This window comes from Leifsonia sp. NPDC014704 (genome assembly GCF_043083605.1).
Classification (GTDB): domain Bacteria; phylum Actinomycetota; class Actinomycetes; order Actinomycetales; family Microbacteriaceae; genus Leifsonia.
On sequence record NZ_JBIBYW010000001.1, the window covers coordinates 337,007 to 359,473 of the forward strand.

General features: G+C 71.2%; 22 protein-coding genes. 15 read left to right on the forward strand and 7 right to left on the reverse strand.

Annotated elements, in window-relative coordinates; all coding sequences use genetic code 11:
• The first annotated feature begins 37 nt into the window (after positions 1 to 37).
• The 3 genes from dapC to ACF1AJ_RS01700 all read left to right on the forward strand — a co-directional run bounded on the left by dapC (position 38) and on the right by ACF1AJ_RS01700 (position 5,324).
• The gene (dapC, locus tag ACF1AJ_RS01690; protein ID WP_391505870.1) at positions 38 to 1,156 is read left to right on the forward strand and encodes a succinyldiaminopimelate transaminase; all 1,119 of its coding nucleotides are present in this window, start codon (positions 38 to 40) and stop codon (positions 1,154 to 1,156) included.
• 157 nt (positions 1,157 to 1,313) lie between these two features.
• Positions 1,314 to 2,642 (forward strand): citrate synthase, encoded by a 1,329-nt coding sequence (locus ACF1AJ_RS01695; RefSeq protein WP_089876435.1) that lies wholly within the window; start codon positions 1,314 to 1,316, stop codon positions 2,640 to 2,642.
• A 78-nt stretch (positions 2,643 to 2,720) separates the two neighbouring features.
• The gene (locus ACF1AJ_RS01700) at positions 2,721 to 5,324 is read left to right on the forward strand and encodes a penicillin acylase family protein (RefSeq protein ID WP_391505871.1); all 2,604 of its coding nucleotides are present in this window, start codon (positions 2,721 to 2,723) and stop codon (positions 5,322 to 5,324) included.
• A gap of 66 nt (positions 5,325 to 5,390) precedes the next feature.
• On the opposite strand, the gene ACF1AJ_RS01705 is transcribed toward ACF1AJ_RS01700, so the two are convergent.
• Positions 5,391 to 6,014 carry a TetR/AcrR family transcriptional regulator gene (locus ACF1AJ_RS01705; protein WP_391505872.1) on the reverse strand — a complete coding sequence of 208 codons (624 nt, stop codon included), beginning with the start codon at positions 6,012 to 6,014 and terminating at the stop codon, positions 5,391 to 5,393.
• A gap of 117 nt (positions 6,015 to 6,131) precedes the next feature.
• Here ACF1AJ_RS01705 and ACF1AJ_RS01710 point away from each other — a divergent pair, with 117 nt between their 5' ends.
• The 8 genes from ACF1AJ_RS01710 (at position 6,132) to ACF1AJ_RS01745 (ending at position 15,253) form a co-directional block, all read left to right on the forward strand.
• Complete coding sequence (locus ACF1AJ_RS01710) at positions 6,132 to 7,739, forward strand: carboxyl transferase domain-containing protein (protein WP_391507413.1); 1,608 nt, start codon at positions 6,132 to 6,134, stop codon at positions 7,737 to 7,739.
• Between the two features lie 4 nt (positions 7,740 to 7,743).
• Positions 7,744 to 9,900: a biotin carboxylase N-terminal domain-containing protein gene (locus tag ACF1AJ_RS01715; RefSeq protein WP_391505873.1), complete on the forward strand. Its 2,157-nt coding sequence runs from the start codon at positions 7,744 to 7,746 to the stop codon at positions 9,898 to 9,900.
• Positions 9,901 to 9,923: 23 nt separating this feature from the next.
• Complete coding sequence (locus ACF1AJ_RS01720) at positions 9,924 to 11,159, forward strand: acyl-CoA dehydrogenase family protein (protein ID WP_391505874.1); 1,236 nt, start codon at positions 9,924 to 9,926, stop codon at positions 11,157 to 11,159.
• A 105-nt stretch (positions 11,160 to 11,264) separates the two neighbouring features.
• Positions 11,265 to 12,026: a CoA transferase subunit A gene (locus tag ACF1AJ_RS01725; RefSeq protein WP_391505875.1), complete on the forward strand. Its 762-nt coding sequence runs from the start codon at positions 11,265 to 11,267 to the stop codon at positions 12,024 to 12,026.
• Positions 12,023 to 12,670 (forward strand): CoA transferase subunit B, encoded by a 648-nt coding sequence (locus ACF1AJ_RS01730; RefSeq protein WP_391505876.1) that lies wholly within the window; start codon positions 12,023 to 12,025, stop codon positions 12,668 to 12,670. The genes ACF1AJ_RS01725 and ACF1AJ_RS01730 overlap by 4 nt, the downstream gene beginning before the upstream one ends.
• Positions 12,667 to 13,191, forward strand: coding sequence for a MaoC family dehydratase (locus ACF1AJ_RS01735; protein WP_089876426.1), 525 nt, complete (start codon positions 12,667 to 12,669; stop codon positions 13,189 to 13,191). Before ACF1AJ_RS01730 ends, ACF1AJ_RS01735 begins: the two co-directional genes overlap by 4 nt.
• Complete coding sequence (locus tag ACF1AJ_RS01740; RefSeq protein ID WP_391505877.1) at positions 13,188 to 14,009, forward strand: HpcH/HpaI aldolase/citrate lyase family protein; 822 nt, start codon at positions 13,188 to 13,190, stop codon at positions 14,007 to 14,009. The genes ACF1AJ_RS01735 and ACF1AJ_RS01740 overlap by 4 nt, the downstream gene beginning before the upstream one ends.
• 179 nt (positions 14,010 to 14,188) lie before the next feature.
• Positions 14,189 to 15,253 carry an aldo/keto reductase gene (locus tag ACF1AJ_RS01745; protein ID WP_020077305.1) on the forward strand — a complete coding sequence of 355 codons (1,065 nt, stop codon included), beginning with the start codon at positions 14,189 to 14,191 and terminating at the stop codon, positions 15,251 to 15,253.
• A gap of 133 nt (positions 15,254 to 15,386) precedes the next feature.
• Here the strand turns inward: ACF1AJ_RS01745 and ACF1AJ_RS01750 are convergent, their stop codons facing one another.
• Positions 15,387 to 15,971, reverse strand: coding sequence for a TetR/AcrR family transcriptional regulator (locus ACF1AJ_RS01750; RefSeq protein WP_309861731.1), 585 nt, complete (start codon positions 15,969 to 15,971; stop codon positions 15,387 to 15,389).
• 183 nt (positions 15,972 to 16,154) lie between these two features.
• Between ACF1AJ_RS01750 and ACF1AJ_RS01755 the strand changes: the two genes are divergently transcribed.
• Together ACF1AJ_RS01755 and ACF1AJ_RS01760 are read left to right on the forward strand one after the other, a co-directional pair.
• Positions 16,155 to 17,513 carry a M16 family metallopeptidase gene (locus ACF1AJ_RS01755; protein WP_391505878.1) on the forward strand — a complete coding sequence of 453 codons (1,359 nt, stop codon included), beginning with the start codon at positions 16,155 to 16,157 and terminating at the stop codon, positions 17,511 to 17,513.
• 40 nt (positions 17,514 to 17,553) lie between these two features.
• On the forward strand, positions 17,554 to 18,156 hold the full coding sequence (locus ACF1AJ_RS01760) for a histidine phosphatase family protein (RefSeq protein ID WP_309861726.1): 603 nt from the start codon (positions 17,554 to 17,556) through the stop codon (positions 18,154 to 18,156).
• An 85-nt stretch (positions 18,157 to 18,241) separates the two neighbouring features.
• Here the strand turns inward: ACF1AJ_RS01760 and ACF1AJ_RS01765 are convergent, their stop codons facing one another.
• Entirely contained in the window at positions 18,242 to 18,736 is a 495-nt protein-coding gene (locus ACF1AJ_RS01765; protein WP_391505879.1) for a GNAT family N-acetyltransferase, read from the reverse strand.
• 38 nt (positions 18,737 to 18,774) lie between these two features.
• Between ACF1AJ_RS01765 and dapB the strand changes: the two genes are divergently transcribed.
• Complete coding sequence (gene dapB, locus ACF1AJ_RS01770; RefSeq protein WP_391505880.1) at positions 18,775 to 19,581, forward strand: 4-hydroxy-tetrahydrodipicolinate reductase; 807 nt, start codon at positions 18,775 to 18,777, stop codon at positions 19,579 to 19,581.
• Between the two features lie 13 nt (positions 19,582 to 19,594).
• A complete protein-coding gene (locus tag ACF1AJ_RS01775) occupies positions 19,595 to 20,062 on the forward strand; it encodes a tetratricopeptide repeat protein (protein ID WP_391505881.1) in 468 nt (155 codons plus the stop codon).
• 40 nt (positions 20,063 to 20,102) lie between these two features.
• On the opposite strand, the gene ACF1AJ_RS01780 is transcribed toward ACF1AJ_RS01775, so the two are convergent.
• The 4 genes from ACF1AJ_RS01780 to ACF1AJ_RS01795 form a co-directional block, all read right to left on the reverse strand.
• Positions 20,103 to 20,999: a TIGR01777 family oxidoreductase gene (locus ACF1AJ_RS01780; protein ID WP_391505882.1), complete on the reverse strand. Its 897-nt coding sequence runs from the start codon at positions 20,997 to 20,999 to the stop codon at positions 20,103 to 20,105.
• Between the two features lie 17 nt (positions 21,000 to 21,016).
• Positions 21,017 to 21,442, reverse strand: coding sequence for an OsmC family peroxiredoxin (locus ACF1AJ_RS01785; RefSeq protein WP_391505883.1), 426 nt, complete (start codon positions 21,440 to 21,442; stop codon positions 21,017 to 21,019).
• Positions 21,443 to 21,555: 113 nt separating this feature from the next.
• Positions 21,556 to 22,032, reverse strand: coding sequence for a DUF4395 domain-containing protein (locus tag ACF1AJ_RS01790; RefSeq protein WP_391505884.1), 477 nt, complete (start codon positions 22,030 to 22,032; stop codon positions 21,556 to 21,558).
• A complete protein-coding gene (locus tag ACF1AJ_RS01795) occupies positions 22,019 to 22,459 on the reverse strand; it encodes a TlpA family protein disulfide reductase (protein ID WP_391505885.1) in 441 nt (146 codons plus the stop codon). Before ACF1AJ_RS01795 ends, ACF1AJ_RS01790 begins: the two co-directional genes overlap by 14 nt.
• Positions 22,460 to 22,467 lie beyond the last annotated feature (8 nt).

Here is a 22,467-nt window from a genome sequence, read left to right on the forward strand (position 1 = left end):
ACGGCATCGATGGCCGCGCCGCCGAAGGAGCGCTGACGTGGCGCTGCAGGAGCTCCCTGACTACCCCTGGGACCTGATGGCGCCGTACGCCGAGCGGGCGCGATCGCATGCGGACGGTCTCGTCGACCTGTCGATCGGCTCGCCGGTCGACCCGACGCCGGATCTCATCCGCGAGGCACTCGCCAGCGCGACGGACGCGCACGCGTACCCGCAGACGGTCGGGACGCCCGCCCTGCGGGAGGCGATCGTCGACTGGTTCCACCGCAGGCGGGGCGTCCGCGGGCTGACCGTCGAGAACGTGCTGCCGACGATCGGCTCGAAGGAGCTCGTCGCGCTGCTGCCGTTCATGCTCGGCCTCGGCGAGGGCGACTTCGTGGTGCATCCGCGCGCCGCGTATCCGACGTACGCGATCGGCGCGGCGATGGCCGGCGCGACCGCCGTCGCGAGCGACGATCCGGCCGAGTGGCCGGAGGGCACGCGCCTCATCTGGCTGAATTCTCCCGGCAACCCGGACGGCCGCATCCTCTCGGTCGCGGAGCTGCGCGCGGCCGTTGCGCGCGCCCGCGAGCTGGGCGCGTACATCGCGAGCGACGAGTGCTACGCCGAGCTGGGCTGGGAGGCGCCGTGGGATGCGGAGCGCGTTCCGAGCATCCTCGACCCGCGGGTCATCGGGCAGGACCGCCGCAACGTCCTCGCGGTCTACTCGCTCAGCAAGCAGTCGAACCTCGCCGGCTACCGTGCGGCGTTCGTCGCGGGGTGCAGCGCGATCATCGGGCGGCTCGTCAACGTCAGGAAGCACGCGGGCCTCATGCTGCCGGCACCGCTGCAGGCCGCGATGGTCACAGCGCTCGGCGACGAGCGGCACGTGGAGGCGCAGAAGGCGCTGTACCGATCCCGTCGCGACCTGCTGAAGCCGGCGCTCGAGGCCGCGGGCTTCCGCATCGACCGCAGCGAGGGCGGCCTCTACCTGTGGGCGACGGAGGGACGCGACGCCTGGGAGAGCATCGGACGGCTCGCCGACCTCGGCATCCTCGCCGGCCCCGGCCGCTTCTACGGCGACTTCTACCCGGAGCACGTGCGCCTGTCGCTCACGGCGACCGACGAGCGGGTGGCCGCAGCGGCGGAGCGGCTGCGGGCGTTTGGAGACAACCTCTAACGGGTCGCCGGCCCCTTTGCCCGATGCCGCAGTTGTCGCCGGCGTTCGTTAGGCTGTACCGGCACGGCCTGTCGAGCGGACGGCGCCGGGCAGCGCTGCCACGATCGGCGCGCACCTTTGACCACCCATATGGGCGACTAACCCACCAGGAGGCGTTGTGAGCGGACTCGGCACCGAGAGCACTGGCACCGAGAAGGCCGTAGCGGAGGCCGAACTCGCGACCGCCTCTCTGACCTATCCGGGCGGTGTCGCCGAGTTCCCGATCCGGCCGAGCGTCGACGGGGCCTCGAGCATCGATTTCTCGACGCTGACGAAGCAGACCGGGCTGACCAGCCTGGACTACGGCTTCGTGAACACCGCTGCCACGCGCTCGTCGATCACCTACATCGACGGCGAGCAGGGCATCCTGCGCTACCGCGGCTACCCGATCGAGCAGCTGGCCGAGAACTCCACGTTCCTCGAGGTGGCGTGGCTGCTCATCCACGGCGAGCTGCCGTCGACGTCGGAGCTCGCGGAGTTCGACGAGCGCATCCGCCGCCACACGCTGCTGCACGAGGACCTGCGCCGCTTCTTCGACGCCCTCCCGCACGACGCGCACCCGATGTCGGTGCTGTCGAGCGCGGTGTCGGCGCTGTCGACCTTCTACCAGGACTCGCTGAGCGTCCACGACCCGGAGCAGATCGAGCTCTCGACCATCCGGCTTCTCGCGAAGCTCCCGGTGATCGCCGCCTATGCGCACAAGAAGAGCCTGGGCCAGGCGTTCCTGTACCCGGACAACTCGCTGAGCTTCGTGGACAACTTCCTGCGCCTCAACTTCGGCACCCTCGCGGAGCCGTACGAGGTGAACCCGGTGCTGTCGCGGGCCCTCGAGCGCCTGCTCATCCTGCACGAGGACCACGAGCAGAACGCGTCCACCTCGACCGTCCGCCTGGTCGGCTCGACGCAGGCCAACCTGTTCGCCTCCGTCTCCGCCGGCATCAACGCCCTCTACGGCCCGCTGCACGGCGGAGCGAACGAGGCCGTTCTGCAGATGCTCGCCGGCATCCGCGACTCGGGCGAGAGCGTCCAGAAGTTCGTCGAGCGCGTCAAGAACAAGGAGTCCGGCGTCAAGCTGATGGGCTTCGGTCACCGCGTCTACAAGAACTTCGACCCCCGTGCCAAGCTCGTGAAGCAGTCGGCCGACGAGGTGCTCGAGGCGCTCGGCGTGCACGACCCGCTGCTCGACATCGCGAAGGAGCTGGAAGAGGTCGCGTTGGCCGACCAGTACTTCGTCGACCGCAAGCTGTACCCGAACGTCGACTTCTACACGGGCGTCATCTACAAGGCGATGGGCTTCCCGACGCGGATGTTCACCGTGCTCTTCGCGATCGGCCGCCTGCCGGGCTGGATCGCGCACTGGCGCGAGATGAACCTCGACCCGCAGACGAAGATCGGCCGCCCGCAGCAGCTGTACGTCGGTTCGCCGGAGCGCGATCTCGGCCGCTGAGCCGCATCCACGACTCGACGTCATCTCGGAGGGATACGCTCCTTCAGAGACGGCGGTACCGGCCGACGAAGGAGCGACGTGGGCGACGACACCCCCCGACTGAGGCGGCACCATCGGGTCCTGAGGGTGATCGGCGGCGTGCTCGCCGTCCTCCTGGTGCTGGTCGTCGTCGCCGGGGGCATCGGCGTGTGGACGATCACGCGCTCGTTCCCGCAGACCGCCGGGTCGGTGGATATCCCGGGCCTCACGAAGCCGGTCACGGTGTACCGCGACGACGCCGGCGTGCCGCAGCTGTCCGCATCCACCGCCGACGACCTCTTCCGCGCGCAGGGGTACGTGCACGCGCAGGACCGCTTCTGGGAGATGGACTTCCGCCGTCACGTCACCGCGGGCCGGCTGTCGGAGATGTTCGGCGCGAGCCAGGTGCCGACCGACACGTTCATCCGCACGCTCGGCTGGCGTCGCGTCGCCGAGCAGGAGGTGAAGCTGCTCGACCCGACATCGCTGCGGTACTACCAGGACTACGCGGACGGCGTGAACGCCTACCTGAAGCAGCGGTCGGGCGCCGGACTGTCGCTGGAGTACGCCATCCTCGGCCTGCAGAATCCGTCGTACAAGCCGGAGCCCTGGACGCCTGCGGACTCGATCGCGTGGCTCAAGGCGATGGCGTGGGACCTCCGGTCGAACCTCGAGGACGAGATCGACCGCGCGCTGCTGGCGACCAAGCTGAAGCCGGAGCAGGTGGCCGAGCTCCATCCCGGGTACCCGTACACCGGGCACCCGACGATCACCGACCTCGGCGGCGGGAACCCGCGGACCGTCACACCCGATGCCGAGCCCGGTGCCGCCGGCGAGCCGGAGCAGTCCTCGGGGGACGCCTCCGCGCCCTCGCCCTCTGCGTACGCGTCGCAGCTGGAGCAGGTGGCCGCGAGCGTCGACTCCCTCCCGCAGCTGATGGGCCCGGCCGGCGACGGCATCGGATCCAACTCGTGGGTGATCGGCGGGGCGCACACCGCGAGCGGCAAGCCGCTGCTCGCCAACGACCCGCACCTCGGCGCCGCCCTCCCGTCGGTCTGGTATCAGATGGGGCTGCACTGCACGACGGTGGGCCCGGAGTGCCCGTTCGACGTGTCGGGCTTCAGCTTCTCCGGCTTCCCGGGCATCATCATCGGCCACAACGACCGCATCTCCTGGGGGTTCACCAACCTGGGTCCGGATGTCGCCGACCTGTTCGTCGAGAAGGTCAGCGGCGACACCTACGAGTACGACGGCACGCAGGTGCCGCTGGAGAAGCGCACCGAGCGCATCCGTGTCGCCGGCGGCAAGGATGTGACGATCACGGTCCGGTCGACCCGGCACGGCCCGATCGTGACGGACATCGGCGATGCGTACGCCGTGATCGCGAAGGACCAGGCGGGCAAGCTCGGCGTGCCCGCGCAGCAGTTCCAGCTATCGCTGGCCTGGACGGCGCTGACCCCCGGCACGACGGCGAACGCGATCTTCGCCTTCGACACGGCCCGCGACTGGCCCAGCTTCCGGGCGGCGGCCCAGCAGTTCCAGGTGCCGTCGCAGAACCTCGTCTACGCCGATGTGGACGGCAACATCGGCTACCAGGCGCCCGGCCTCATCCCCACCCGCTCCGGTGGCGACGGCACGATGCCGATGCCCGGCTGGAGCAGCGGGTACGGCTGGACGGGCACCCTCCCGTTCGAGCAGCTCCCGTCGGTGTTCGACCCGCCGGCCGGGTACATCGTCACGGCGAACAACGCCGCCGTGGGGCCCGGCTTCCCTCAGCTGATCACGGCCGACTGGGATCAGGGCTACCGCGCGAATCAGATCGAGGTGCGGCTGAGCGCACTGCTGGCGCAGGGGAAGAAGCTGACGTCGAAGGACATGTCGGCCATCCAGGCGGACACGTACGACGCGAACGCGGCGAACCTCGTCCCGGTCATCCGCGCGGTGGCGGAGAAGCCGGATGCGTCGGCCGACGTGCAGCAGACCGCGCGCCTCCTCGCCGACTGGGACTACCGCGACGACGCGGACAGTGCGGCCGCCGCCTACTTCGCGGTGTTCTGGCGGGAGCTGCTCCACGACATGTTCGCCCGCAAGATCCCCGCGGCCACCGCCCCGACCGGCGGCGACCGCTGGTTCACCGTCGTCGCCTCCCTGCTCGGGCAGCCCGAGTCGTCGTGGTGGGCGGACTCGGACCTCGGCACCTCGGACCGCGACTCGATGATCGCCTACGCGGCGGACCAGGCATGGAAGGAGACGACACACCAGCTCGGCGGCGACGTGTCGTCATGGCGCTGGGATCGCCTTCACACGCTCACGCTGAAGAACGCGAGCCTCGGGGAGTCCGGCGTCGCCCCGATCGAGGCGCTGCTGAACCGTGGACCCTGGCACGTGGGCGGCGGCAGCAGCGTCGTGGATGCGACGGGCTGGGATGCGACGCTCGGGTTCGCGGTGCAGCGCGTGCCGTCGATGCGGATGGTCGTCGACCTCTCCGATTTCGACAAGAGCACGTGGATCAATCTCACGGGAGCGTCCGGTCACGCGTTCGACGCGCACTACACCGACCAGACCGACCTGTGGGCGGAGGGCAGGACGCGCCCGTGGCCCTTCACCCCGGCCGCAGTGAAGAAGGCCGCCGACCAGACGCTCACACTGCGCCCCCCACGCTGACCCCGGAGATTCGTGCCGAATGTGCGGAAAGCGCGCCGGTTTCCGCACATTCGGCACGTATATCGGTCAGGGGGAGGTGAGGGCCGCCCAGGCCATGCGCTCGAGGACGGGGCGCACGATTCCGGGCGCGACCTGCAGGGTGCCGACGCGCGCGGTGTGCGGCGTCGAGTTGAGGAGGCCGAAGGTGGCCTGGACGCGCACGCGCAGCTCGTCGTCGGCGAGGGCCGGGTGTAGGGCGCCGAGCACGCCCATCCACACCTCGACGTAGCGGCGCTGGAGCCGACGGACCTGGCGGCGGGCGGCGTCGTCGAGCGAGTCGAGGTCGCGGTCCTGCACGCGGATGGTGTCGGGCTCCCCGAGCGCGAAGTCGATGTGGAAGCCGATCAGCGAGCGCAGGGCCGTCTCCGCATCCGCTGCGGCCCCCTCGACCGCCTGACCGCCCGCGAGGAGGCGCTCGCTGACGCCGATGAGGAGGGCGGACAGCACGGCCTGCTTGGACGAGAAGTGGCGGTAGACCGCCGGTCCGCTCACGCCGACGGCCGCGCCGAGGTCTTCGATGGACACGCCGTTGAAGCCGCGTTCGGCGAAGAGCGTCGCGGCCGCCTCGAGCAGCGCGGCACGGCGGTCGGCCTTGGCCTGGCTGCGCTGCGTCGGCCGTTCGAGGGGAGCGGCGGGGCTTGGCTGGGTCATCGTCCTCGCGGGGTCGGGCCGCCCGATCGGCGACACTGGACTTTTCGGTTAATGAACACTAACCTAAAAACCGAGTTAGTGACCACTAACCGGATGTCGACGACGACATGGAGCAGCATGCCGACCCTGACCAGTGAGGCGTCCGCGACGGACGCCCGGTTCGAGCAGAACGACGCCGCCCAGCGGGAGCTCGTCGCCGATCTGCGGCGGCGCCTGGCGGTCGCGGCGGCCGGAGGCCCGGAGCGTGCCCGCGAGCGCCATGTCGCCCGCGGCAAGCTGCTGCCGCGCGACCGCATCGACGCGCTGCTCGACGAGGGAAGCCCGTTCCTCGAACTGGCGCCGCTCGCCGCCACCGGGATGTACGACGACGAGAGCCCCGCGGCGGGAGTGATCGCCGGGATCGGCCTGGTCGCGGGTCGCCATGTCATGGTCGTGTGCAACGACGCGACGGTCAAGGGCGGAACGTACTACCCGATGACCGTCAAGAAGCACCTGCGGGCGCAGGAGGTCGCACTGGAGAACCGGCTTCCCTGCATCTACCTGGTCGACTCGGGCGGAGCGTTCCTGCCGATGCAGGACGACGTCTTCCCGGACCGCGACCACTTCGGCCGCATCTTCTACAACCAGGCCCGGCTGTCTGCCGCGAAGATCCCGCAGATCGCGGCCGTGCTCGGCTCCTGCACCGCCGGCGGCGCCTACGTGCCGGCGATGAGCGACGAGACGGTGATCGTGCGCGACCAGGGCACCATCTTCCTCGGCGGTCCGCCGCTCGTGAAGGCGGCGATCGGCGAGATCGTCAGCGCGGAGGAGCTCGGCGGAGGCGACCTGCACGCCCGCACCTCCGGCGTGGTCGACCACCTGGCAGAGGACGACGAGCACGCGCTCGCCATCGTGCGCGACATCGTCGCGACCCTCCCGCCGCCCGCTGCGCCCGCCTGGTCCGTCGAAGAGTCCGTCGAGCCCGCGGCCGATCCGGTCGAGCTGTACGGCGTCGTCCCCGTCGACGTGCAGGCGCCCTACGACGTCCACGAGGTGATCGCGCGCATCGTCGACGGCAGCGGCTTCCACGAGTTCAAGCCGGAGTACGGCACGACCCTCGTGACCGGCTTCGCGCACATCCACGGGCACCCCGTCGGCATCGTCGCGAACAACGGCGTGCTGTTCAGCGAGTCCGCCCTCAAAGGTGCTCACTTCATCGAGCTGTGCGACCAGCGAGGAATCCCGCTGCTCTTCCTGCAGAACATCTCCGGCTTCATGGTCGGCCGCGACTACGAGGCGGGTGGGATCGCGAAGAACGGCGCCAAGATGGTCACCGCCGTCGCGACGGCGCGTGTGCCGAAGCTCACCGTGGTGATCGGAGGGTCCTTCGGCGCAGGCAACTACTCCATGTGCGGGCGGGCGTACTCGCCGCGCTTCCTGTGGATGTGGCCCGCCGCCCGCATCTCGGTGATGGGCGGCCAGCAGGCGGCCAGCGTGCTGGCCACCGTCAAGCGCGACCAGCTGGAAGCGCGCGGCGAGGAGTGGTCCTCCGACGACGAGGCCGCGTTCCGCGCCCCGATCGCCGCCCAGTACGAGGAGCAGGGCAACCCGTACTACTCGACCGCCCGGCTCTGGGACGACGGGGTGATCGACCCCGCCGAGACCCGTACGGTGCTGGGTCTGGCGCTCGACGTCGTCTCCCGCTCGCCGCTGCCCGACACCGCCTTCGGGCTCTTCCGGATGTGATCGCGTGACCTCCACTCCCTTCCGCACCGTCCTCGTCGCCAACCGCGGCGAGATCGCCTGCCGTGTCATCCGCACCCTGCAGCGACTCGGCATCCGTTCGGTCGCGGTCTACAGCGACGCCGACCGCGACGCGCCTCATGTGGCGCTCGCCGATGTCGCCGTGCGCCTCGGACCGCCCGCCGCGCGCGAGAGCTACCTGGATGTCGACCGGATCGTGGATGCGGCCCGCCGCACCGGCGCCGAGGCCGTCCACCCCGGCTACGGCTTCCTCTCCGAGAACCCGGCGCTCGCTGAGGCGTGCGAGGCGGCGGGCATCGTGTTCGTCGGCCCGGGCGTCCACGCGCTGGAGGTCATGGGCGACAAGATCACGGCAAAGCACGCGGTCGCCGAGCACGATGTGCCGACGATCCCCGGGATCGCCGAGCCGGGCCTCAGCGACGACGAGCTGATCGCCGCCGCCGAGCGCATCGGGTTCCCCGTGCTGGTGAAGCCGTCGGCGGGCGGCGGGGGCAAGGGGATGCAGGCCGTGCGCTCTGCGGGCGAGCTCCCGGAGGCGCTGCGGGCGGCCCGACGCGTCGCCGCGGCCGCATTCGGCGACGACACCCTGTTCTTGGAGCGGCTGGTCGCCTCCCCTCGCCACATCGAGGTGCAGGTGCTCGCGGACCGCCACGGCGGGATCGTCCACCTGGGCGAGCGCGAGTGCTCGCTGCAGCGCCGCCACCAGAAGGTGGTGGAGGAGGCGCCGTCACCGCTGCTGGACGAGGCGACCAGAGCGCGCATCGGCGATGCCGCCTGCCGTGTCGCCGAGAGCGTCGGCTATGTGGGCGCAGGCACGGTCGAGTTCCTGGTGTCGGCCGAGGCGCCGGACGAGTTCTTCTTCATGGAGATGAACACCCGGCTGCAGGTCGAGCATCCCGTCACCGAGCTGGTGACGGGTCTGGATCTCGTCGAGCAGCAGCTGCGGATCGCCGCGGGCGAGCCGCTGTCGTTCGCGCAGGAGGACGTGCGACTGAACGGCCACGCCGTCGAGGCGCGCGTCTACGCGGAGGACCCGGAGCGCGGCTTCCTGCCCGCTGCCGGCCACGTGCTGGCGCTGCGCGAGCCGGAGGGCGACGGCGTGCGGGTCGACAGCGGCATCGTCGCGGGCATCCCGATCGTCACCGACTACGACCCCATGCTCGCCAAGATCGTCGCCTGGGGCGAGGATCGTGACCAGGCCTTCGCCCGGTTGCGCGGCGCGCTCGCCGGCACGAGCATCCTCGGCGCGGTCTCCAACCTGGCGTGGCTCGTCGGGCTCGTCTCCGACGACGACGTCCTCGCCGGACGGATGGACACCACGCTCATCGACCGCCGCTTCGCCGAGCGGTCGCCCGCGTCGGTGACCGAGCCGGAGCTGATCGCGGCGGCGCTGCTGGCCCACCGTGAGCGCTGGCAGCAGCCGCCGATCGGAGTCGGCGCGGTGTGGGGTGCGCCGACGGGATGGCGTCCCGGCCCGGCTCGACCGGTGCGGTACGACGTAGACGGGGTGGCAGTATCCGTGAGCGGACCCGTCGAGGATGCGACGGTCACCGTGGTGCGGGATGGGTCCGATGCGTCGGCACCCGACGCCCGCCGCGCCTCCCTACGCCTGCGCGAACCGGACGCCGCGGGGCGCCCCGCGGTCGCCCTCCTCGACCTCGACGGTGAGACCATCCGCTTCGACGCCGCCCGCGACGGCGACACCGTGTGGCTGGCGCGCGAGGGCCGCTCCCGTCCGCTGCGGCTGCGCGACCGCGCGACACGCCTCGCCGAGCGGCTGGCCGCGGTCGACCGCGGGTCGCTCGCCGCGCATCCCGAGCTCCGCTCGCCCATGCCCGGCACCGTCGTCGCCGTTCCGGTCGAGACCGGCGCGCGCGTCGCCGCGGGCGACACGGTCGTCGTGGTCGAGGCCATGAAGATGGAGCACCGCCTGGTGGCGCCCGTCGACGGCGTCGTCGCGGTGCACGTCGGGCCCGGCGACCTGGTGCGGCTCGACCAGCTCGTCGCCCGCGTCGACGCGGACGAGGCGGACACGGACGATGCGGACGCTGCCGACGCGACTCCGCCCATCCCGAGCACTTCCGACGTTCCGCCCCAGCAGGCGGACGCGGCGCCGACACGACCGGCCGCCGCACAGCGATAGTCACCACAAGAGACAGGACCCGCATGACCATGCAGATGACCCGCCCCACCGGCCCCGCGGCCGAAGCCGCCGGATCCGACGACACCGACGTCGCCGGCTTCCAGCTCACCGACGAGCAGCGCCGCCTCCGTGACGAGGTCCGCGACTTCGCCGACACGGTCGTCGCGCCCGCCGCCTACGAGTACGACACCAAGCGCAGCCTCCCGTACGACATCATCGCCGAGATGGGCCGGATGGGCCTGTTCGGCCTCCCGTTCCCGGTCGAATACGGCGGGCAGGGCAAGGACTACCTGTCCCTCTGCCTCGCCGTGGAGCAGCTGGGGCGCGTCGACCAGTCGATCGGCGTCACCCTGGAGGCTGGCGTCGGGCTGGGCGCCATGCCGATCTTCCGCAGCGGCACCGAGGAGCAGAAGCAGCAGTGGCTGCCGATGCTCGCCCGCGGCGAGGCGCTCGCCGGTTTCGGGCTCACCGAGGCCGAGGCGGGCTCCGACGCGTCCGGCACGAAGACCACGGCCGAGCTGCACGACGGCGAGTGGGTGATCAACGGCACCAAGCAGTTCATCACCAACTCCGGATCGGACATCACGCGGCTGGTCACCATCACGGCGGTCACCGGCGAGGAGCGGCGCGCGGACGGATCGATGAAGAAGGAGCTGTCGGCGATCATCGTCCCGACCGGCACCCCCGGTTTCGTCGCGGAGCCCGTGTACGACAAGGTCGGCTGGCACACCTCGGACACGCATCCGTTGACCCTCACCGACGTGCGCGTCCCGGAGGCGAACCTGCTGGGGGAGCGCGGCCGCGGCTACGCGAACTTCGTGGCGACCCTCGACGAGGGCCGCGTGGCGTTCGCCGCGCTCTGCACGGGTGCCGCGCAGGGCTGCCTGGAGGAGGCCATCCGCTACGCCAAGAGCCGGAACGTGTTCGGCCGGCCGATCGGATCGAACCAGTACATCGCCTTCAGGATCGCCCGGATGCAGGCTCGCGTCCACACCGCCCGCCTCGCCTACTACGACGCCTGCTTCAAGCTGATGGCCGGCAAGCCGTTCAAGATGGAGGCCTCCGTCGCCAAGCTCGTCTCCAGCGAGGCCGCGATGGACAACGCCCGCGACGCCACGCAGATCTTCGGCGGCTACGGCTTCCTCAACGAGAACCCGGTCGCGCGCCACTACCGCGACTCGAAGATCCTGGAGATCGGCGAGGGCACGAGCGAGGTCCAGCTGATGGTGATCTCGCGCGCGCTGGGCTTCTCCGCCTAACCTGAATCCGCAGCCGACAGCTCCTGAGTTTTTCCGCGCAGCACCCGGCGTGTCGCCGGAAAAACTCAGGAGCTGATGGCGAGAGACCCTCGAAGGGGAGGACGCATGATCGACAAGACCGTCGGAAGCGCCGCGGAGGCCGTCGCCGACATCCCGGACGGCAGTACGCTCGCCGTCGGCGGGTTCGGCCTGTGCGGCATCCCGAGCGCGTTGATCCAGGCGATGCTCGAGGCCGGGACCACCGACCTCGAGGTAGTCAGCAACAACTGCGGCGTCGACGACTGGGGTCTCGGGCTGCTCCTCGCCGAGCACCGCATCGCCAAGATGATCAGCTCGTACGTCGGCGAGAACAAGGAGTTCGCACGCCAGTTCCTCTCCGGCGAGCTGGAGGTCGAGCTCACCCCGCAGGGAACGCTCGCCGAGAAGCTGCGGGCCGGCGGCGCCGGCATCCCCGCGTTCTTCACCCCGGCCGGCGTCGGCACCCAGATCGCGACGGGAGGCCTCCCGCGCCGCTATGCCGCTGACGGCTCCATCGCGGTCGCGAGCGAGCCGAAGGAGGTGCGAACGTTCGACGACGCCGAGTACGTGCTGGAGCGATCCCTCCGCCCCGACTTCGCCCTCGTCCACGCCGCAAAGGGCGACCGGCACGGCAACCTCGTCTTCCACGCCGCTGCGATGAACTTCAATCCGCTCGCCGCGATGGCCGGCCGCATCACCATCGCCGAGGTGGAGGAGCTGGTGGAGCCGGGCGAGCTCGACCCCGGCGCCGTGCACTGCCCCGGCATCTTCGTGCAGCGGGTCGTGCACGCGCCGGGCGTGGAGAAGCGGATCGAACGGCGCACCGTCGCCGAAGGGAGCGCACGATGAGCCTCAGCCGCACCGAACTCGCCGCCCGGGTGGCGCGCGAGCTGGAGAACGGGCAGTACGTCAACCTCGGCATCGGCATGCCGACGCTCATCCCGAACTACATCCCGGAGGGCGTCGAGGTCATCCTGCACTCGGAGAACGGCGTGCTCGGCGTCGGCCCGTACCCCGCCGACGACGCGGTCGACCCCGACCTCATCAACGCGGGGAAGGAGACGGTCACGGTGAACCGCGGCGCCGCCTTCTTCGACTCGTCGCTGTCGTTCGGGATGGTGCGCGGCGGACACGTCGACCTGGCCGTCCTCGGCGCGATGGAGGTGTCGGAGCGCGGCGATCTCGCCAACTGGATGATCCCCGGCAAGATGGTGAAGGGGATGGGCGGGGCGATGGACCTCGTCTTCGGCGCCAAGCGACTCATCGTGATGATGGAGCACGTCGACCGCGAAGGCCGGCCCAAGATCGTGACCGAGTGCAGCCTCCCGCTGACCGGCACGGGATGCGTCGACCGGATCATCACCGACCTGGCCGTCATCGACGTCACGGACGACGGACTGGTGCTGCGCGAGGTCGCGCCCGGCGTCACGGTCGACGAGGTGGTCGCCGCGACCGGCGCACCGTTGCGCGTTGAGCTGGAGGAGGCGGCATGAGGGAGATCGAGCAGCGCGGGCTCTACTACGAGGAGTTCGAGCCGGAGACGCGGTACCTGCACCGGCCCGGGCGCACGGTGACGGAGGCCGACAACGTCCTCTTCACGACCCTGACCATGAACACGCAGGCACTGCACCTGGACGCCGCGTGGTCCGCCCGGCAGCCCTTCGGGGAGCGGCTGGTGAACTCCATGTTCACGCTGGCGACGATCGTCGGCGCCTCGGTCACCCAGCTGACGCAGGGCACGATCGTCGCGAACCTGGGGTTCAGCGAGGTCGCCTTCCCGCATCCGCTGCACCACGGCGACACGCTCTACTCGGAGACCGTCGTGCTCGCGAAGCGGCTCTCCGCCTCCCGGCCGGGGCAGGGCATCGTCACGCTCGAGCACACCGGACGCAACCAGGACGGGGTCGTCGTCGCCACGGCGACGCGTCAGGTGATGGTGTGGTGCCGGGACGTCTCTCCGGTCGCGTCCGATCCGGGCGCAGCGGGAGGCGACGGGTCGGACGAGATCCTGTGAGCGAGGGCCCTGCGCCTACCTTCCCGTGGGGGCCGGCGCTGCTGTTCTGCCCCGCCGACCGCCCGGAGCGCTACGCCAAAGCGCTTGAGCGGGCGGATGCGGTGATCCTCGACCTGGAGGACGCGGTCGACCCGGCCACGCGGCCCGCGGCGCGGGAGGCGCTCGTGGCGTCGGAGCTGGACCCGGAGCGCGTCATCGTCCGGGTCAATCCGGCCAGGACCGCCGATCACGACGCCGACCTGTCGGCGCTCGCCGCGACGCCGTATCGCGCCGTGATGCTGCCCAAGGCCGAGCGGCCGTCCGACCTCGACGGGCTGCGCGACTACGCCGTCATCGCCCTGTGCGAGACGGCTGCGGGCGTGCTCGCGGCGCCGTCGCTGGCTGCCGCGCCCGGCGTGATCGCGCTGATGTGGGGCGCAGAAGACCTCGTCGCCTCTCTCGGAGGCACGTCGAGCAGGCACCCCGACGGGCGGTACCGCGACGTCGCCCGCCATGCGCGGTCGGCGGTGCTGCTGGCGGCAGGCGCCGCATCCATCCACGCCGTCGACACGGTGCACCTCGACATCGCCGACCTCGAGGGGCTCGCGGCCGAGGCGGAGGACGCGGTGGCCGTCGGGTTCGCGGCGACGGCGTGCATCCATCCCGGTCAGGTGGAGACGATCCGGGCCGCCTACCGGCCCGTTCCGGCCGAGGTGCAGGCCGCTCGCGAGCTGCTCGCGGCGGCCGAGAACGCGGGCGGAGGAGTGTTCCGGCACGAGGGCCGGATGGTCGACGGACCGGTGCTCGCGCACGCCCGGGCGGTGCTCCGGCGTTCGTGATGAAACTGTGACCTAGCTTTCCTCCACGGTTCACCCGTTTCGTCCTTCGCACGTCGGAGGCATGTCGTACGCTGCAAGTGTTCAATCGGGAATCCGAGGTACTCGAATCGATTCGAGACCAGTCGATTCGCGGAGAACGGAGATACGCGGCGGTTGGAGGTCGCGGGGGAGGGGGAGACATGCCACAGCTGCTACCCCTGCGCCTGCTCGAGACCGTCGGCCTCCGCAGCAGCACCGCCGCCGACCCGCGCGCCGGCTCCGCCGAGCCGCCGACCGGCGTCATCGATGTCGACCCGGCGATCGCGAGCACCGGCCCGCTGTCGATCATCGCGCCCCGCCGCATCGGCGAGAGCGACCTCGCGGTGTACCCGCTGTCGCTGGGCGCGAGCGTCTTCGGCTGGACGGCCGACGGCGACACGTCGCTCGCCATCCTCGACCGCTTCACCGAGCTGGGCGGCGACTTCATCGACACGGCCGACAGCTACGTCGGCGGCCGCAGCGAGGTGCTCATCGGCAAGTGGATGCGCGAGCGCCGCAACCGCGACCGCATGGTCGTGGCGACCAAGGTCGGGCGGCACCACGACAACCCGGGCCTCGGCTCCGTGAGCATGATCCGCGCCGTCGAGGCGTCCCTCGAACGGCTGCAGACCGACCACATCGACCTGCTCTACTTCCACGAGGACGACCCGGAGACTCCGCTGGAGGACAGCCTGGCGACGGCCGAGTGGCTGATCGAGAGCGGCAAGGTGCGGTACCTGGGCGCATCCAACTTCAGTGCGGACCGCCTGATCGAGGCGCGCATCCTGGCATCGTCCGGCCTGCCGAAGTTCGTCGCCATCCAGACGCAGTACAACCTGATGCACCGCAGCGAGTTCGAGAGCGCCCCGCGCATCGTCGCGGCTGCTCAGGGGCTCGCGGTGATGCCGTACTATGCGCTGGCGAACGGCTTCCTCACCGGCAAGTACCGCAGCAAGGGCGACCTGACGGCCGGGGCGCGCAGCGTCCGCGCCGCCGCCTACGTGAACCGTCGGGGCCAGCGCGTGCTCGCCGTCCTCGACCGCATCGCGGCCGAGCACCACGTGGCGCCCGCCAGCATCGCGCTCGCCTGGCTGCTCGCGAAGCGGACGATCGCGGCACCCGTCGCCAGCGCCAGCCGGCCGGATCAGGTCGACGCGCTGATGGCCGCCGCGGGCATCCGCCTCACCCGGTCGCAGATGCTGGACCTCGACCGCGTCTCCGAGTAGCGCGCGTCCCGTCCGGCGCGACCGTCTCGTCCCGTCCCGCCCGTCGCGCATCTCCGCGCAGACGTGGGCCGCAGCGCGCCGTTACTCGGGTCGCATAGCGGCGTGTCGCGACCCACAGCTCGGGTCGCGCCGGTCAAACCTCGCCGAGGATGCGGTCGAGCGCCCGGTGCAGCGCGGCGCCCGCGGCGATCGGGTCGCCCACGTAGCCGCCGGCGAGGGCGCCGTCGCGCGCGAGGATGAGGTCGTCCGCGGCGTCTCCCGGCCGCGGGTGGCCGATCTGGCGGAAGAGCTCCTCGATGCGGTCCGCGTACCAGTCGCGGTGAGCCGTCACGGCGACGCGGACCGGGTCCGTCTCATCCGCGAACTGCGCGGCGGCGTTGATGAAGGGGTCGCCGTGAAAGCCGGGGCTGACGGCCTGCTCGTTGATCGAGTCGACGAGGGCGCGCGCGATGTCACGCGGATCCGCGTGCTTGGCCTCCTGCTCGGCGAACCATTCGCGCACCTGGCGGTCGCGTCCTTCGACGTAGGCGATGATCAGTAGGTCCTTCGACCGGTAGTGCTTGTAGAACGTCGCCTTCGTCACCCGGGCGCCCGCGATGATGCGGTCCACGCCGACGGTGTGGATGCCCTCCTGATAGAAGAGCTGATCCGCCGTCGCGAGGATCTTGACCTTCGACGGCGCGGGCGGCCGGATGGTCGCTCGGGCACTTACGACCATCCGGCACGACTCCTTGTTCGGGGGAGGATCGGGCGCCTCCGCGTTGCTGTTCGTAGGCCGATCGCATCCGGCGCAGGGCACCGGACACGATGGCTTTCACAGTATAGCCGTAGACAGACGAGTCTGTTTGTCCTCTTTTTCCTAGCCACGGAATCCCGCCGGCTCTGGCGTAGGGTGGAAGGGATGAACAGCGCAGTCGACCTCCCGCTCGGTATGGCCGACCTCACCTTCGCGGCGTCCGGCGAAGCGCTGGTCCGGCGGACGGTGCTCCCGAGCGGAGTCCGCATCCTCAGCGAGCAGGTGCCCGGAGCACGCAGCGCCACACTCGGCTACTGGGTCGCCGTCGGCTCGCGCGACGAGAGCGACGGCCAGCCCGGGCATCCCGGCACCCTCGGCTCCACGCACTTCCTTGAGCATCTCCTCTTCAAGGGCACACGCACTCGCACCGCCCTCGACATCGCCGTGTCGTTCGACTCGGTGGGCGGCGAGCACAACGCCATGACGGCCAAGGAATACACCTGCTACTACGCGAAGGTCCAGGACCGGGATCTCGCGATGGCGGTCGAGGTCATCGGCGACATGCTCACATCGTCGGTGCTCGACGCGGCCGAGTTCGAGAACGAGCGCGGCGTCATCCTCGAGGAGCTCTCCATGGCGGAGGACGACCCCGCCGACGTCGCCAACGAGCGGATGTTCCAGGCCGTCCTCGGCGACCACCCGCTGGGCCGTCCCATCGGCGGCCGCCCCGACACCATCCGTGCCGCGAGCCGTGACGGCGTGTGGGAGCACTACCGGGCGAACTACCGGCCGCAGGACCTGGTGGTCACGGCCGCGGGCGCGGTCGACCACGACCTGCTGGTCGCCGGCGTGGGGCGGGCGCTCGCCGCCGCGGGCTGGGATCCGGAGCTCGTCGCCACTCCGGTCGACCGCCGCCCGTCGGTGCCCGCCGACATCCGCCGCGGGAGCCCCATCGTCACGGTCGAGCGCCCCAACGAGCAGGCCAACGTGTTCGTCGGAATGCCCGGGATCCTGGCCACGGACGACCGCCGCACGACCATGAGCGTGCTGAACTCCATCCTCGGCGGCGGGATGTCGAGCCGCCTGTTCCAGGAGGTCCGCGAGCGCCGCGGCCTGGCCTACTCCGTCTACTCGTTCTCCGGCTCGTACTCCGACGCGGGCGTGTTCGGCCTCTACGCAGGATGCACGCCGGCGAAGGCCCGCCAGGTCACCGAGCTGATGCTCGACGAGCTGCGGCGGTTGGCGTCCGGCGGCGTGACGCCCGACGAGCTGCGCCGCGCGGTCGGCCAGCTGTCCGGTGGCGCGGCCCTCGCCCTCGAGGACTCCGACACCCGCATGTCCCGTCTCGGCCGTGCCGAGATCACACTCGGCGAGTTCGCCGACCTCGATGAGAGCCTCCGGCGCCTCCACCTCGTCACCGCCGACGATGTGCGCGCGCTCGCCGCCGATTTGGCGGACCGGCCGATCTCCGTCGCCGCGGTGGGGAGCGTCACCGACGACGTGTTCGCCGGCCTCTCCTCCTGACCCGCCCTTCCTTCCGTTCCATCTCCGAAAGGTCCCGCTCGTGCCCCACTACATCTACCTCGTGCGCCATGGCGAGCAGCAGGATGCCGAGCACGGCCTGCCGGACGGCCCGCTCTCGCCGCGGGGCAAGCGTCAGGCGCAGCTGGTCGCCGAGCGGCTGAGCGGCATCCCGTTCACGTCGATGTACCACTCGCCGCTGGTGCGCGCGGCCGAGACGGCCGCGATCATGGCCGAGCGGATGCCGGCGCTCGAACCGCAGCCGTCGAGCCTGCTGTTCGACTGCATCCCCTCCGGTCCGACCCCGGACATGCCGAAGGCGTTCGAATCGTTCTTCGGCCCGGTGACCGAGGCGGAGATCGAGGCGGGCCGGGCGCAGATGGACGACGCGGTGCACGAGTTCCTCACCCCGGCGATGGGCGACCGGCACGACCTGCTGGTGACCCACAACTTCGTGATCGGCTGGTTCGTGCGGCACGTGTTCGACGCGCCGGACTGGCGCTGGCTGGGCCTCAACCAGGCCAACTGCGGCCTGACGATCATCCGCGTGCGCTCCGCCAAGCCGCCGGTGCTGGTGGTGCACAACGACCTCGGGCACCTGCCCGTCGAGCTGCGTACGGGTCTCCCCGAGCTGCAGCCGGTCTGACCCGCCCCGCCTGAGCAGCGAACAGCTCCTGACTTTTTGGGTCTCTGAGCCCCGACTTCGCCGAAAAACTCAGGAGCTGTCGGCTTCAGCCGAGGGGCTTGCGGAACCAGTCGGTCGCGTTGGGGTTGTCGTTATACGGCTGGATCGGCTCGTAGCCGTGCGAGCGGTACAGGCCGCCCGCGGCCTCCAGGCTCGCGTTCGTGTCGAGCACCAGCTCGGTCGCACCGAAGCCGCGGGCGCGCAGCTCCAGCTCGGCGAGGATCGCCCGGCCGTATCCGTTGCCGCGCTGTGTCGGCGTCACCCACAGGTGCTTGATCTCGTAGCGCACGACCGGCACGCCCTCCTCGACCTCCGACAGCGGGACGCGCAGCTCGCGGATTCCGCCGCATCCCACCTCGACGCCCTCGTCGTAGGCGAGCAGGAAGACGCCGTTCGGTGCCACGAACTGGCTCGGGTCCGGGAACGACGTGCGGTACGCGCCCTGCGAGCTCGGGAACGTCTCGGCGCGCTCGGCGAAGTAGTCGGACAGCATCCGGTGGGCGGTCGCGTCGGTGACGGCGACGTCTGCGAAAGACACCATCGGCCCAGCGTAACGCGGCCCGCGGGTAGGCTGATCGGGTGAGCATTCGCGTGGCCGTCGCCGGGGCGACCGGAAAACTGGGAAGCGTGGCGGTCCGCCTCATCGAGGAGGCCGACGACCTCGAGCTCGTCGCACAGCTCGACTCCCGCTCGCCGCTGGAGGACATGCTCGGCGCGGACGTCCTCGTCGACATGACGCTGCCGCAGGTCAGTCCGGGGATCGTCGCCTTCGCGGTCGATCACGGCCTCAATGTGCTCGTGGGCACATCCGGCTGGTCGGCGGACCGCATCCTCGACCTGGAGCGACGCGTCGCCGCGCACGAAGGACGCGGCGCCGTCGTCATCCCCAACTTCTCCCTCGGCTCCGCCCTGGGCACGGCGTTCGCCTCTGTCGCCGCCCGCTTCTTCGACTCCATCGAGATCGTGGAGACGCACGGCGCGGGCAAGGTCGACTCGCCGTCCGGCACGGCGGTGCGCACCGCCGAGCTCATCGGCGCCGCACGCGCGGCGAAGGGGCCGGTGGAGGCACCGCACTCCGACCAGCGCGCCCGCGGTCAGCAGGTCGCGAGCGTGCCCATCCACAGCCTCCGGATGCGCGGCGTCGCCGCCCAGCAGCAGGTGATCTTCGGCGGCGCGGGGGAGCAGCTGACCATCCGCCACGACACGATCGGCCCGGAGGCGTACGAGGCGGGCATCCTGCTCGCGCTGCGTGCAGCCGCGACCGCGACCGGGGTGACGGTCGGGCTCGACAAGCTCGTCGACCTCGGGATCGCGGAGCCGAGCGGCGAACCGCCGCGTCCGACCGTCCGCGATGCGGGCGACGACGGCACCGACCCGACGCGATAACGGACCGGCCGCCATGAGAAACCGTCTGGCCGCCATCCTGATGGCCGTCCTCCTCCTCGTCTACCTCGTACTGGTCACGCAGCGCGCGATCATGCTCCTGCTGACCGGCGAGCCCGTCGGCATCGCCATGGGCGTCGCGTTGATCGTGCTCCCGTTCGTCGCCGCGTGGGCGATCGGCCGGGAGCTGCTGTTCGGCGCGCGCACCGAGCGCCTGGTGCGACAGCTGGATGCGGAGGGCGCGCTTCCCGTCGAAGACCTGCCGACGAGGGCAAGCGGCCGTCCGCTCCGGGACGCCGCGGACGAGGAGTTCCCGCGGTACCGCGCCCAGGTGGAGGCGGAGCCGGAGAGCTGGCGCGCCTGGTTCCGGCTCGGGCTCGCCTACGACGCGTCCGGCGACCGGCGCCGGGCACGGGAGGCGCTGCGGCAGGCGATCCGGCTGGAACGGTCGCAGGCGAAGGCGGAACGTCCCGCGGCACGCTGAGCACCCGGCTCCGGATGCCGGCTGCGGGAGTGCAACTGCCTCAGGCCGCGCGCACCTCGACGAGCCGATCCATCGCGTCCTCGATCGTCGGATCCCGGAATTCGAAGCCGTCGTCGAGCAGTGCCTTCGGCACCACCAGCTGATCCGCGAGCAGCAGTTCGCGACCCGCGTCCTGAAGCGCCAGCTCGATCGCGAACTTCGGCACCGGCAGGAGGTACGGCCGCCGCACCGCCTGCGCGAGTGCGCGTACGATCTCTCCGGCCGTCGCGGGCGTCGGCCCGGCGATGTTGACCGGCCCGTCGAGCGACGAGGTCAGCAGGTGGACGAGCGCTGCCGCCTCATCGTGCAGGCTCACCCAGGGCCAGTGCTGGCGTCCGCCGCCGAGTGGCCCGGCGAGTCCCGCCTTGGCGATCGGGAGCAGCGGTTTCAGAGCGCCGCCGCGGCCGATCACGACGCCGGTGCGCGCGAACGCCACCCGGGTGGACGAGGGCGCGAGCCGGGCCGCCGCCTCCCAGGCGTCGACCACGTCGGCGAGGAATCCCCGCCCCTTCGTCGCCGCCTCGGTCAGCTGCTGGCCGGGGCGATCGCCGTAGTAGCCGACCGCTGAGCCGCTGACGAACACGTCGGGCGGGGAGTCGGCTCGGCGCATCCCCTCGGCAAGAGTTCCCGTGGTCTGGAGCCGTGACGACAGGATGCGTCGCTTGGTCGCGCGTGTCCAGGGCAGATGCTGCAGCGAACTGCCGGAAAGGTTGACCACCGCGTCCGCCCAGTCGAACAGCGCGGGGTCGACGGCCCGCTCCTCAGGCGCCCAGCGGAATTCGTCGGCAGCGGAGGGCTCGCGGCGCACCAGCCTCCGTGTCTCATGTCCGGCCGCGGCCAGTTGACGGCGCAGCTCGCCGCCGATCATGCCGGAGGCCCCGGCGAGCAGCACGCGCATGTCCGGCCGCCGGCGGATCAGGCGAGCGACGCGTCGAGCGTGATCGGGATGCCGACCAGCGCCCGCGACACCGGGCAGGTGCTCTTGGCCTCGTCGGCGAGCCGCTGGAAGTCGTCCTCGGACAGGCCGGGAACGGTCGCCGTGACGGTCAGGTGGCTGCCGGTGATGCCCTGAGCGGGGTCGAAGGTGACCGCGGCGGTGGTGCGGATGCTCTCCGGCGCGTTGCCGAACTGCGCGAGCACGTTCGAGAAGGCCATCGAGAAGCAGGCGGCGTGCGCCGCCCCGAGCAGCTCCTCCGGGGTCGTGACCTCGGCTCCGCCCTCCGAGCGGGCCTTCCAGTTGACGGCCAGTTCCGCCGCGTGCGACGAGTCAAGCGTGACCGTTCCGGAGCCGCTCGTCAGATCGCCGTTCCAGACGGTGGTGGATGCGCTGGTGACTGCCATGAAGACCTCCTCGTGACGCCCCGCCGCCGAGCGCGGCCGGGCGTCTCCCACCCTACTGACGGGTTCCGACACCGTCACCGGGTGCTGGGCGGATTCCCGGCTGGGCCGCTCGCTCAGGCCTGGGCGCGGCGCCGGATGAGCCGCGCGCGCACCAGCAACAGGTACAGCTGGCAGCCCAGGCAGTATCCGAACACCGAGTTGAGGAAGGCGGCGGCGAAGGCGAGCGCCGCCGCGATCGGGAGGGCGAGCGGCACACCGGACACGTACAGAACGAGGCCGACGCCGGTGACGAGCAGCCCGACCGCCTGTGCGAAGGTCGGGGGCGCCGGGTCCTCGAGTTGGGTCGGAGGCGTGAGCCGGGGCCGGATGACCGCGCGGAACAGCACGCCGTACGGATGGCGGCGGATGCCCGCGAAGGCGCCCCAGGCGAAGAGCAGTGCGATGACGAGCAGCAGTACCGCGGCGGCAGTCGTCGCCCCGACGAGCGAGAGGAAGAGGTCGATCAGCAGCAGCACCGCGGTGATCCCCGCGCCCAAACGCGGCGACCGCGGGTCGATGCCGGTGCGAGCGGACGGATCAGGCTGAGACATGGTCACTCCCGAGGATGCGGTGGAGGGTGAGGCGGACGTCGGCCGGGCGGGCGGCGCCGCCGATCCGGGCGCGGACAGCGCCCGTGGCGTCGAGGACGAGGGTCGTCGGCGTCTGGAGGATCCCGAAGCGGGTGGCGAGCTCAGGCCGGTCGGTGAGGTCGACCTCGGTGTGGGTGACGCCGTCGACGTCGGCGGCGACGTCGTCGAGCACGCGGGCGGTGGAGCGGCAGGGCGCGCAGAACTCGGTGGAGAACTGCAGGAGGGTGGCGCGGCCGCCGAAGCCGTCGACGCCCACCTCGGCGGGGATGACGACGTCGTGGACGCGCACTGTGCGCGCCCGCCCGGTGGTCGCGCGCCAGAGGAGCCCGGCCGCCGCGACGACGGCGACGAGCCCGAGCAGGATGCCGAGAGCCGCGAATCCGTTCACAGCTCGGG

Coding starts and splice junctions, on each gene's coding strand:
- ACF1AJ_RS01750 (WP_309861731.1), bottom strand. CDS start 15,971: ATGGTCGTAAGTGCCCGAGCGACCATCCGGCCGCCCGCGCCGTCGAAG.
- ACF1AJ_RS01780 (WP_391505882.1), bottom strand. CDS start 20,999: ATGCGCGTGCTGCTCGCCGGGGCCTCCGGCATGATCGGCGGCGAGCTG.
- ACF1AJ_RS01785 (WP_391505883.1), bottom strand. CDS start 21,442: ATGGCAGTCACCAGCGCATCCACCACCGTCTGGAACGGCGATCTGACG.
- ACF1AJ_RS01735 (WP_089876426.1), top strand. CDS start 12,667: ATGAGGGAGATCGAGCAGCGCGGGCTCTACTACGAGGAGTTCGAGCCG.
- ACF1AJ_RS01790 (WP_391505884.1), bottom strand. CDS start 22,032: ATGTCTCAGCCTGATCCGTCCGCTCGCACCGGCATCGACCCGCGGTCG.
- ACF1AJ_RS01720 (WP_391505874.1), top strand. CDS start 9,924: ATGACCATGCAGATGACCCGCCCCACCGGCCCCGCGGCCGAAGCCGCC.
- ACF1AJ_RS01705 (WP_391505872.1), bottom strand. CDS start 6,014: ATGACCCAGCCAAGCCCCGCCGCTCCCCTCGAACGGCCGACGCAGCGC.
- ACF1AJ_RS01710 (WP_391507413.1), top strand. CDS start 6,132: ATGCCGACCCTGACCAGTGAGGCGTCCGCGACGGACGCCCGGTTCGAG.
- ACF1AJ_RS01725 (WP_391505875.1), top strand. CDS start 11,265: ATGATCGACAAGACCGTCGGAAGCGCCGCGGAGGCCGTCGCCGACATC.
- ACF1AJ_RS01765 (WP_391505879.1), bottom strand. CDS start 18,736: ATGGTGTCTTTCGCAGACGTCGCCGTCACCGACGCGACCGCCCACCGG.
- ACF1AJ_RS01745 (WP_020077305.1), top strand. CDS start 14,189: ATGCCACAGCTGCTACCCCTGCGCCTGCTCGAGACCGTCGGCCTCCGC.
- ACF1AJ_RS01730 (WP_391505876.1), top strand. CDS start 12,023: ATGAGCCTCAGCCGCACCGAACTCGCCGCCCGGGTGGCGCGCGAGCTG.
- ACF1AJ_RS01755 (WP_391505878.1), top strand. CDS start 16,155: ATGAACAGCGCAGTCGACCTCCCGCTCGGTATGGCCGACCTCACCTTC.
- ACF1AJ_RS01775 (WP_391505881.1), top strand. CDS start 19,595: ATGAGAAACCGTCTGGCCGCCATCCTGATGGCCGTCCTCCTCCTCGTC.